General features: G+C 25.6%; 13 protein-coding genes and 1 pseudogene. 7 read left to right on the top strand and 7 right to left on the bottom strand.

Annotated features, from left to right (window positions below; all coding sequences use genetic code 11):
- The first annotated feature begins 46 nt into the window (after nucleotides 1-46).
- From PF569_07690 to PF569_07700, 3 genes are read left to right on the top strand one after another with little or no spacing between them, the layout of a single operon-like run.
- A complete protein-coding gene (locus tag PF569_07690) occupies nucleotides 47-871 on the top strand; it encodes a nucleotidyltransferase domain-containing protein (protein ID MDA3856113.1) in 825 nt (274 codons plus the stop codon).
- 2 nt (nucleotides 872-873) lie between these two features.
- Nucleotides 874-1467 (top strand): hypothetical protein, encoded by a 594-nt coding sequence (locus PF569_07695; GenBank protein ID MDA3856114.1) that lies wholly within the window; start codon nucleotides 874-876, stop codon nucleotides 1465-1467.
- 34 nt (nucleotides 1468-1501) lie between these two features.
- On the top strand, nucleotides 1502-2452 hold the full coding sequence (locus tag PF569_07700; protein MDA3856115.1) for an RluA family pseudouridine synthase: 951 nt from the start codon (nucleotides 1502-1504) through the stop codon (nucleotides 2450-2452).
- On the opposite strand, the gene PF569_07705 is transcribed toward PF569_07700, so the two are convergent.
- The 3 genes and pseudogenes from PF569_07705 to PF569_07715 form a co-directional block, all read right to left on the bottom strand.
- Complete coding sequence (locus tag PF569_07705; protein ID MDA3856116.1) at nucleotides 2449-2949, bottom strand: phosphotransferase; 501 nt, start codon at nucleotides 2947-2949, stop codon at nucleotides 2449-2451. The genes PF569_07700 and PF569_07705 overlap by 4 nt on opposite strands.
- On the bottom strand, nucleotides 2940-3239 hold the full coding sequence (locus tag PF569_07710; protein ID MDA3856117.1) for a hypothetical protein: 300 nt from the start codon (nucleotides 3237-3239) through the stop codon (nucleotides 2940-2942). The genes PF569_07705 and PF569_07710 overlap by 10 nt, the downstream gene beginning before the upstream one ends.
- A pseudogene (locus tag PF569_07715) lies at nucleotides 3236-3817 on the bottom strand (hypothetical protein). The gene PF569_07710 and the pseudogene PF569_07715 overlap by 4 nt, the downstream one beginning before the upstream one ends.
- 84 nt (nucleotides 3818-3901) lie before the next feature.
- Between PF569_07715 and PF569_07720 the strand changes: the two are divergent.
- From PF569_07720 to PF569_07730, 3 genes are all read left to right on the top strand, one after another.
- A complete protein-coding gene (locus tag PF569_07720) occupies nucleotides 3902-4948 on the top strand; it encodes a tyrosine--tRNA ligase (GenBank protein ID MDA3856118.1) in 1047 nt (348 codons plus the stop codon).
- Between the two features lie 72 nt (nucleotides 4949-5020).
- Entirely contained in the window at nucleotides 5021-5683 is a 663-nt protein-coding gene (locus PF569_07725; protein MDA3856119.1) for a hypothetical protein, read from the top strand.
- 2 nt (nucleotides 5684-5685) lie between these two features.
- On the top strand, nucleotides 5686-6588 hold the full coding sequence (locus PF569_07730) for a hypothetical protein (protein ID MDA3856120.1): 903 nt from the start codon (nucleotides 5686-5688) through the stop codon (nucleotides 6586-6588).
- Here PF569_07730 and PF569_07735 read toward each other — a convergent pair.
- The 4 genes from PF569_07735 to PF569_07750 form a co-directional block, all read right to left on the bottom strand.
- Nucleotides 6585-7805, bottom strand: a complete 1221-nt coding sequence (locus tag PF569_07735; GenBank protein ID MDA3856121.1) for a hypothetical protein — start codon at nucleotides 7803-7805, stop codon at nucleotides 6585-6587. The genes PF569_07730 and PF569_07735 overlap by 4 nt on opposite strands.
- Before the next feature lie 102 nt (nucleotides 7806-7907).
- Complete coding sequence (gene tmk, locus PF569_07740; protein MDA3856122.1) at nucleotides 7908-8555, bottom strand: dTMP kinase; 648 nt, start codon at nucleotides 8553-8555, stop codon at nucleotides 7908-7910.
- 68 nt (nucleotides 8556-8623) lie between these two features.
- A complete protein-coding gene (gene aspS / locus PF569_07745; protein ID MDA3856123.1) occupies nucleotides 8624-10471 on the bottom strand; it encodes an aspartate--tRNA ligase in 1848 nt (615 codons plus the stop codon).
- Between the two features lie 37 nt (nucleotides 10472-10508).
- Nucleotides 10509-10862, bottom strand: a complete 354-nt coding sequence (locus tag PF569_07750) for a hypothetical protein (protein ID MDA3856124.1) — start codon at nucleotides 10860-10862, stop codon at nucleotides 10509-10511.
- Between the two features lie 120 nt (nucleotides 10863-10982).
- Here PF569_07750 and PF569_07755 point away from each other — a divergent pair.
- Nucleotides 10983-11276, top strand: a 294-nt coding sequence (locus tag PF569_07755; GenBank protein ID MDA3856125.1) for a hypothetical protein, incomplete at its 3' end; no start/stop codon positions are given.

The following is an 11276-nucleotide window of genomic DNA, read 5'->3' on the forward strand; positions in this document are numbered from 1 at the left end:
GTCAAAAATAATAAAAATATAGAAAATCCTGAGGTGAATTGTTAAAATGGATTTTGAACAAAAGAAAAAGAAAAATGATAATGAAGAACAGTACCATATTGAAAATTTAAGAATTGTTAGAGATTTTTCTAAAAAACTTATTTTAGAAATGGATGATCTAGTTAAGGCAATAGTTATCTTTGGTTCAAATACTCATGATACTCTAGATAAAGATTCAGATATAGATTTAATGATAATTCTAGATAATGTTTCAGTTTTTGTGACTGATGAACTAAAAGAAGCTTATAGAATTATTGTTTCAAAACTTGCATCAAAATATCCCAATAAACTTCATCTTATGAGTGTAAATTTTAGTGATTATTGGGATATGGTTAGGAAAGGAGACCCTATAGTTATTAATGTTTTAAGATACGGAATCCCACTTTATGATAAAAACATAATAGCTCCAATGCAATATTTGCTTGAAATTGGAAAAATTAAACCTTCAAGAGAAACAGTTTATACTTATATGGCGAGGTCTCAAACACTTTTAGAAGAGACTTCTAAACATTTAGATGACTCTGTATTAGATTTGTATTATGCAATCATTGATATGGTGCATGCTTCTTTAATTGTTGAGAAAAAAATGCCTCCTTCCCCAAAAGAGATGCCACATATATTCAAAGAGACTTTCAAAAATAAACCTTTAGCAAAATACTCGAAAATAATTGAAGAGTTTTATAAAATTGCAAAAGGTATAGAACATAAAAAAGGAATTAAAATTAATGGTGTGAAATATGATGAGCTTAAAATTAAAGCAGAAGAAGTAGTTTTGGAATTAAAGAAACATATCGATGTAAGCATCACAAAAAAAGACCTATTTGAGTTATAAATATGGCAATCATTACTATTCAAGAGCTTTTAATGTCGATTCATCAGAATAATTTTTTTTGGATTGTAATACCAATTTTATTTATTGGTATTGTTACAGATAAATATCAAGAAGAATCAGGAACTTCTGTGGGTAATGCTATTTCTAATGGTGCCTTAATTATTTTTACAGGTTTTTCATGGATACAAATTATTTCATCAAGGATAAATTTTTCAATTGATGTTATTGCATCACAATATATTTTTGCAGTATTTATTATTTTGTATGGTTTTTCAATTATTGGGTCAGGTTTTGGTAGCGGAGAGTTTGCAAAAGTATATGGTAGGATTAGAGTAATTACATTTATGTTAATATTTTTTACAATGATGATTTATGTTCCACTATTATATAATTATGTTAGTGTAGTATTGTTTGTTTTATTATTTCCATTTTATTATGCTTTTATTACAGAACTTATTAAAATTATGCCTGTTGCAGGTTCAAAAATGGTTAACAAAGAGTATATTGATTTTTCCAAATCGGAACTTAAAAAATTGTCTCTTAATCAAAGATTTATTACAATTGGCAAAGCGAAGATATATGAGTATTTAGAGTAAATGTTTATAAGAATTTGACTATTATTTTTATTATATGAGTATTGAAATAAATATTACTAAAGAATTTGACGGAGTTAAACCTAAAAATTTTATTAAGAAAAATATTGATATTCCATTTTTTAAAGTTGTTAATTTGATTAAAGATAAAAGAATTACTATAAATGGGAAAAAGATTAAACAAGATGATATTTTAAGAGAAGGAGATGTTCTTAAAGTTTGGCCAAATGATATAACTCTTCGAGAAAAGAAGAAATACCAAGAGAATATGGAAGATTTAGGTATTGAAGTTGTTTTTGAGAATGATAATTTCATTATTTTTAATAAAATTGCAGGAGTTGTTGTTCAAGGAGCCCAACATGATGATAAATCTTTTTCACTTCATCTTGCATGGTATAAAAATAAAATTGGTGATGAGAGTAGTTATGAATATTTTCATGCACACAGATTAGACAAAGATACTTCTGGACTTTTAGCTGTTGCAAAAAATGAGATTGCAATTAGAAATTTGAATGAAATCTTTAGACAAAGAGATGTTGTTAAGAAATATGTTTGTTTGTGTGTAGGAGAATTTGAAGAAAAGGAAGGAAAAGTTGAAGTTTTAATGACTCGAAATCCTCAAGGTTCTCATGAGAAGATGCGTATTGTTGAAAAATTTGAGAAGGAAACTAAAAAGAGTCTTAGTTTATACAAAGTTCTTGAAGAGTATGAAGATAAAGATGGAGATATATTCTCATTAGTTGAAGTAGAAATTAAAACTGGCATTACACATCAAATTAGAGTTCATATGAAATCTTTAGGTCATGCTATACTAGGAGATAAAATGTATGGTAATTCATTTCTTAATAGAAAGTATGAAGATAGATTGAGTAGACAATTTTTACATGCCAAATATTTAAAATTTAATTATGAAGGTGAAGAATTTGAAGTTGAAGCTCCAATTACTTTAGATTTAGAAAACTTTTTGAAAAATTTGAAAAAATTTTAGATGAATTCTTTTTCCATTGATTGTTTTAAATTTAAATAATTTTTCTCCCACCAAGTATAATAAAATGACATGTTTCCTTTAGGTAAGAAATCTCTAACATTAGAATTTTTTGCAATATAATTTCCATATAGAACCAAATCAGATTTAATAGACATAAAAAGAACTAAATACGGAATTAATTCTAACTCTGCAGAAATTAAAGGATTATAGATCATATACTCTTTAATAAAATATATAATTTTTTCGAAATTATACTTTCCACTATTAGAAATCTCATATTCCTCTTCCCTTGATAAAAACAAACTAGTTTTCACTATATCGTAAATTCTGTAAGTATAAACAATATGCTCGAAATCAATCAAATATTTAAAATCGCCCTCAAAATTAAAAAAACAATTAGGAGTTAAAAAATCTCCATGATTAATTTGTCTAGGTAAATTTTTTAAATTAAATTTCAAATTTTCAAATTTTTTAATTTGTTTTAATTTTAATTCCACAATTGATAAACAGTCTTCATCAAATATTCATACTTATTAATAAATTTACGAGTTTCTATTTCTTTAGGATTTTCATCAATAAAGATAATTTCTAAAATTTGATTAGAACAATCTTCTTGTAAATCAATAAACTCTTGATAATGCTGTGAAACTTTAAAATAATTTCTTCCTAGAAACAACAAAACTTCTCTGTTAGATATATTTAAATTTTTAAATATCTTTGAGAGATCTTCCTTGAATTTATCTCCAATAATTATATTATGATTAAATTCATTATTGATTTTATTCATATTTGAATATTGTGATTAAATTTATTTTTTTTTACATTCAGATATTTTTGTATTTTTGGAGTAATATTATAATCTAGCTTCATATCCCCTAAAACATTAATTCCTTGTTTTACAATTGCATTAATTTTATCAGGATTATTAGTCATCATTTTTATTTTCTTTATACCTAACTCCTTCAACACATATCCTGCAATATCATAATTTCTATAATCTAGTTTATCAAATAAATTTTCAAAGGCTACTTCAGTATCAACATTATTTACACGTTCAAACTCCATACTTTTAATTTTATTTTTTAAACCAATACCTCAACCTTCTTGATCCATATAAATTATAATACCTCCTTTTTTCGACATTAATTCAAATGAAGATTCTAATTGTTTATTACAATCACAATCTACAGTATGAAATGCCTGACTAAATAAACATGCAGAACTAAGCCTAACAAGGGCAGTATCTTTCTTGATTTCATCTAAATCACCGAAAATAAGGCTTATACAATCTCCCTCAATAAATTCGTGGTAATTGATTTTTACATCGCCAAATTCAGTATCTAATATTGTTGAACTATATATCATTAAAAACAATTAAAAATTACTTATTTAAATATTTTTGTATAAAGTTTAGAAAATAATATAAAGCAACTTAAAAATAATATATTTATGAACGAGAAATTGAACTTAATTACTAGTAATCTACAAGAAGTAGTTGATATTGAAAAAATAAAAGAGATATTGGATAAAAGAGATTTGAAAATTTACTGGGGGACTGCACCAACCGGTAGTCCAAGTTTTGGATACTTAGTTCCATTATATAAAATTGCTGATTTTTTAAAAGCTGATTGTGAAGTTACTATATTATTTGCAGACTTACATGCGTATCTTGATAGTATGAAATCAACTTGGGGTTTATTAGAATCAAGAACAGAATATTATAAATTTTTGATAACTGAGTTATTAATTTCAATAGGAGTTTCCACTAAAAAATTAAAATTTGTTAAAGGGACTTCATACCAATTAAAAGAAGATTATACCTTAGACTTGTATAAATTATCTGCCATTACTTCTTTTTCGGACTCCAAAAAATCTGGAGCAGAAGTAGTAAAGCAATCAGAAAATCCAAAATTAAGTGGATTACTATACCCATTATTACAAGCATTAGATGAAGTCTATCTAAATGCTGATGCTCAATTTGGAGGGCTTGATCAAAGGAAAATATTCATGTTTGCTAGAGACAATTTGCCAAAAATAAACTACGAAAAAAGAATTCATCTAATGAATCCTTTAATTCCTGGACTAGGTAAAACAGGAAAAATGTCCTCTTCTGAACCAGAATCAAAAATAGATTTTTTTGATTCTGATAAAACAATTAGGAATAAAATAAATAAAGCATTCTGTCAAGATAAAGTTATTGATGGAAATGGTTTACTTCCTATGTTAAAATATGTTCTATTTCATAAAATTCATTTTGAATCAAGAGGATTTATAATAAATAGGCCAGATAAATTCGGAGGAGCAATTAAATTTGAAAATTATGAAAAAGTTGAAGAGGCATTTATTAATGGAGATTTATCTTCAATTGATTTAAAACAAGGCATCTCGGAAGAAATAATTAAATTTATCGAACCAATTAGAGAGAAATTATTTGAAAATATTCACATTTATAATGCAGCATATCCAGAAAATAAAATTATTTTAAATAACAAATAAAGATTTACAATTATTTTCTTTTCTTTTTAGTAGGTATAAAGTTTTAATTAACTCTTTCTTTATGTAAATTGTATGGGAATAGTTAATAATATTTATAATCAGTTTAATTTTAATCCAAAAAATAAATTAATTCATGAAAAAGAGAAAATCTCACATTATCTTTTGACATTAAAAAATGTTGAAGCAAAACTTTGGGGCGTTATAATTAAGGACATCTCACATGATGAAGAGAGAGTTTTAGAAGATACAAATCATTTGATATATTTATATTCTAGAGGCAAACATGAGGATTTAAAAAAGATTTTAGAAAGTAAAGATTTCAAAGAATTTTTACATGATCTAGATAAATTAAGAAAAATATTTCTTATCCTCAAAAAAGAGATTAGAGAGAAAGAAAAATTGAAATATTTGATTTCAAATTTCACAATTAAACTTGTAGATTCTAACAATTATGAAAAGTTTAAGAATGTTTTTTTACTTGAGAGAGTTTTGTATGAAATTTTAGATAAGCAAGATGAGGATTTGATTTTTCTAATGGATGATTTGAATAAATTGAAAATTAATTCTGAAGAAATGAAATTTGAAGTTTTTTTAAGAACTCTAAAAGATATTAGAAAAATTTTATCGGGTCATTTAGATCATCATTATTTATTTGAAGAAGAAAGATATGGATATTCTAATACTTCAAATGTTTTATATGAATTAATTAAAATTTTCAAAACAGATTTAGATTAAAAATGAGTTATAATAATGCTAAAGAGTATATATTGAAACATAAAGATACATATTCAAAAGGTGTTATTAAAAAAATTTTGGTTAATCATGGATACAATGCTAATATTGTTGAGCAAATTTATTCCGAACTAGGATATAATAATAAGGATGATGAAATATCAAATCATAATTTGAAAAGTTTTTTTACAGCATTTTTAGGAACATTAATGTTATTTATTTATTTAGGAATAAAAATATTCTTTACAAATATATTATTTAAGACTATTATTTTTGTAGTTTTAATTATCATTGGAATAGTTTTCACAATAATTTCTTTGAAATATTTCTTTGAATGTAATGAGAAAAAAAGTTTATCTAAAATAAGTCTTTTTATAAATATTTTTAATATCTTCTGGATAATTTTTTCAATTATTATTTTAATTTTAAGTATATTTTTTTTAGGCGGTTCTGATCCTTTTTCAGATGAAGACATAATAGGAAATAATCAAACTCAAAGTGATATTAAAATCCTACAGATTTATTCTACTAATACTGATGATGGAGTAATTGATGGAGGTTTGGACACAATAAATATATTGTTAAAATTAGAAAATGGAAATTTGCCTTTTAAAAATGAAGATATTAGTATAAATCTAAAAAAGGGTTCGGATGAACAAAGTCTAACATACATTGAAGGATTTGCAAATACTAAAGATTATAATATCACATATATTACGGGAGAATCAATTATGGAAGAATATATTTCATTAGATGAAGTAGTTATGATGATATTTGTGAGTGATTATGATATAAATACTCAAGAGAATTTAAAACTCGAATTTATACTTGAAAATAAAATTGTGAAAAGTATTGAATTTGATACTCCTGAAAAAATTAGTTTTGATGAGACTTATATTTATCCTTAAAAATAATAATCATTTATCTTTTTTTGATTTTTCTTTTCTTTTAGTATTTGAGATGATAAAAAATAATCATTAAATAAGTTATAGTTTTTTTTTATGAATTCTTTTAATTCAATAAAATTTGAAGTTGAGAATTTTTTGTTTTTCATTGCTTCTCGTATTGTTTCTCTTACAAAGACTACGCCAAGAGGTACTTCATAATTGTCAATGAATCTTAGACAAATATATTGAGCTTGTTTTTTTCTTTTGTTTAGATGTTCGTTTATTGCAAGTTTAGTTGCAAATAATCCTCCTGCAGTAGAAGGTTCAGATTTTTTTAATTTGTTAGTTATTCCTACATAATCTGAAGCTTCCCAATTTACCATAAATTCATAATTTTCTACTGAGTATGTGTCTGGAAGTAAGATTATTAAAAATGAGTTCCCTTTATCTTTTTGAAAATATAATTCATAATTTTTGATTAGTTTATATTTGAGAATTTTTGTGTATAGATGATTTTCAATTGTTTTGTCATATGCAGTTATTGCCCATCTTGTTGGAACTATTTTTTTATTTATATTTACTCCAAAATTTCCTAGCGTTAAAAGATTAATAATTTGTGATTCATTTATACCTTTTTCATAAAGACTAATTATAGCTTCTTTTGATTTTGTATCATCTGTTGAATATTTCTCAATTTGCTTTGAGGTTTTTGCATTTTCATTTAATTCTACATTTAATAGTTCATTTTTTGTTCCTAGTATTCCTGAGAGTTTATTTATTATTGGTTTGTTAAATTTCAATTCAGATTCAAATTTTGAAGTAAATTCTACTTCTTTTCTTGCTTTGTATATGTCTTGAATTTGATTTAGAACTTTATCGTTTGTTTTTTTGATATATATGTTATTAGTATTTCCTAGAATATTTTTTGCTTTGTGTTTTATTATTTGAGAATAGTCTTGTTTTACTATTTTATTTGTATTTAAAAATGAACTTTCTTTGTCTTCATTTGATGAATTATAAATTTTTAATTGAGGATAGTTCTTCTCACCGACAATTGCTGAGGCGCCATATCCTTCTATTTCTTTTGTTGGTTTTAGAGTTTTTTGATATTTTTTAATCTCATTATAAAAGTCAATTTTTGTTATGTATAATATGTCTTTTTTTGTCAAAGAATTTGAGGAAGAAAGACTCTGAGAATTTGATTTCAAATTGTCAATGTCTTTTTTTGTCAATACCATTTTAAATTGAGGAAAAAAGATTCCAATAATTCAATTTTGAATTGTTATTATCTTTTTTTGTTAATACCATTTTATTGTGAGTTCAAAGTTTACCAGTAAACCCTAGGAGTTCTTTATTGAATTATTTAATTTCTCAAGCATTTGAGTAGTTACTTCTTTAATTGATTGGTTTGCATTAACAATTATTATTTTTCTTCCTTTTTCTTCAAGTCTTTTTATTACTTCTTTTTGAATGTCTACCAGTTTTCTTTGAAATTCAATTTTCTCGAAACATTCTTGAACTGAATTTCGATTTTGAGTTCTTTTGAAAGCAATATCAGCATCTAATTCAAATATTATTGTGAAATCTGGCGAGATGCATTCTTCTTTTTCATAATTGTGCATTTCATATAATTCTTCAAAACTCATACCTTGAGTCATTTGATAAATTAATGTTGATACATCATACCTTGAAGTTAGGATGTGAGAGTGATTTAGAATATCTTTTATGAATACAGTGTGTTCTTTTCTATCTTGAACATATAACTCTGCAGCTTCCTTAGCTGAGACATCTCTTTGCCTTATTAATCTTGCAATCTCTTTGCCTGACTCAGTCATGTGAGAAGGTTCTCTTGTAATCCAAATATTTGAATACTTGTTACCAAAAGGATAATTATCATCTTCTTTGATTGCTTTTGCTAGTTCTTGAAGCTGTGTGTCTTTTCCGCAACCATCAATTCCTTCAAAACTAATAAAATAAGTTTTTTCCATAATAAAATCTAAAATTTTTAATATTTAAAGTTTTGTTTTTGAAACTAGAAAAAATGTTGTAAATTTAATTAAAATTTCTTTTCAGGAAATTTTACATGTTCTTGGTCTTTCTTAACTCCAATAACTCCTAATCCTAAATCTTTTAATTGTTCAACATCAACAGGAGATGGTGCATTTGTCATAGGACATAGACCTACTTTGTTTTTAGGGAATGTGATTACTTCTCTAATATTATCTCTTCCAAGTAAAAGCATGATTATTCTGTCAAGCCCAGGCGCAATTCCTCTGTGAGGAGGAGCAGAGTAATTATATGCATCAACAAACCATCCGAATTTTTCTTCAACTCTCTCTTTTGTCAATCCAATTATTTCAAAAATAGTCTTTTGAATTTCAGGTAGATGAATACGCCTTGCTCCAGATGCAATCTCAATTCCATCTAAAACTAAATCGTAGCAATCAGTTGTAATTTTTACAAGTTCATCTTTTTTAGCAATTGCATCGTCTCTATCTTTAATTCCTTCTAGAATTGGTAAGAATTCTTCATTACACATTGTAAAAGGATTGTGCTCACTCTCAATTACTTTAGCATCTTCGTCCCAATGGAACATTGGAAAATCTACAATCCAAGCTAATTCATGTTTGCTTTCATCAATTAATCCTAATTCCTTAGCTAAATGTCTTCTTAGTGAATCAAGAAGAGTATTTGTTTTATCTTCTGTATCTGCAACAAATAATAATAAATCACCAACTTTTGCTTCTAGAGTATCTTGGATTTGTTTTAATTCTTCTTCTGTGAAAAATTTAGTAATTGAACTCTCAAGTCCTTCTGAAGTTACTTTAACCCATGCTAAACCTTTTCCTCCATCGCTTTGAATAAATGTAATTAATTTATCAATGTCTTTTCTTGAAAATTTATCACTTCCACCTGAAACATTTAGACCTTTTACAAGTCCACCTGATTTAACATTGTTTGCAAATACACTAAATCCTGAATCTTTTGCAATATCAGATATATCTTTTAATTCCATCCCTTTAATTCTTAAGTCTGGTTTATCACTTCCAAATCTATCCATTGATTGAGCATAAGTTAGTTTGTGAAAAGGAGTAGTAATTTCTACATTAAAGGCTTCTTTGAAGGAATATTGGAGTAGTTCTTCCATTAGTGTGAATAATTCGGCTTGAGATACAAAACTCAACTCCATATCCAACTGAGTGAATTCTAGTTGTCTATCTTTTCTGGAATCTTCATCCCTGTAACATCTAGCGATTTGATAATATTTTTCTACACCTGCAATCATTAGTAGTTGTTTGAATAATTGAGGAGATTGAGGAAGAGCATAAAAATTTCCTTTAGATTTTCTTGATGGTACAAGCATATCTCTAGCACCCTCAGGAGTTGATTTTCCAAGAGTTGGAGTTTCTACTTCGATAAAATCTTTTTCAGTTAAATAATCTCTTATAGCTTTGTAAAGTTTAGCTCTTGCTTGAAGTGCTTCTAACATAGGTTTTTTTCTTAAATCTAGATATCTGTGTTTTAATCTTAAATCTTCATTCACATCTACAGAATTTTCAACATCAATTGGAAAAGGTAAAGTTTCACATTTACTTATAACTTTAAATGAATTAGTAATTATTTCGATTTTTCCAGAATCATGTTTTTCATTAATTGTTCCTTCAGGCCTTGGCCTTACAATTCCTTCGATTTGAATTAAATATTCTCTTTTAAAATTTTCAACTTCAGAAAATTCTTTTGTAACATCAGGATCAAATACAATTTGAGTAATCCCGTATCTATCTCTTAAATCTATGAACTTCTTTCCACCGTGGTCTCTGATTCTTTGAGCCCAACCTACCAATGTAACTTTTTTAGTATCATCAGAAATTCTTAATTGTCCGCAATTGTGTGTTCTCATCATAGAGAGAAAGAAAAATAATAACTTTATAAATCTTACTTTACTTAGAAATTATATATAATATAAATCCTAATAATAATAATAGTGCTGAAAAAATTAAATTGCCTATAAAGTTAGGCAGTACTAAAACATGTATGAGTATTTGAATTAGTGCGTAAATTAAAAATAATGCGCCAACTACAAATAATAAAAAGCTCGTACTTAAATATAAGTATTTTTTTACTTCCTTTCGAATTTTTTCTTCTAAGTTTTTTTTTAGCCGACTTTCAATATAATTAGCAATTTCTTTTTTAGAATTATCTATGTTATCTTTTGCATAAGCTACTGCACTCTCTATCAACTTATTTTTCAATTCGTCAACGATTGTGTTTCTTTTTGCAATAGGTCCACCCATATTATTTACTACAGAGTACTCCTTTTTATACTTTTTGGAAAAGATTTAGCTTATTTAATATTCTATTAATTTTTATCCATGTGACTATAGATTTATAAAATAATAAATTTAAAAGTAATTATGACTAAAACATCTCTTAAAGAAATTAAAAAAAACTCATTAAGAATAATTAAAGAAAATAAAAATGAAGAATTCTTTAAAGAAGATATTATCTCCCTTTCACAAAATAAGATATTTGATGATGCAAAAAACAAGTTAGAAATGCTTGCTAAAAATTGGGAAAATTCATATATAGATTTTTTGGAAGCTTTAACATATTATATTTCAAATCTTTCTAAAAAAGAAAACTTAACATATAACAAAGAATCAAAGAAAGACATTAAAAAATTCTATAAAATAATAAAAAAATCTATT

The sequence above is a fragment of the Candidatus Woesearchaeota archaeon genome (genome assembly GCA_027858315.1).
GTDB lineage: Archaea > Nanobdellota > Nanobdellia > Woesearchaeales > UBA583 > UBA583.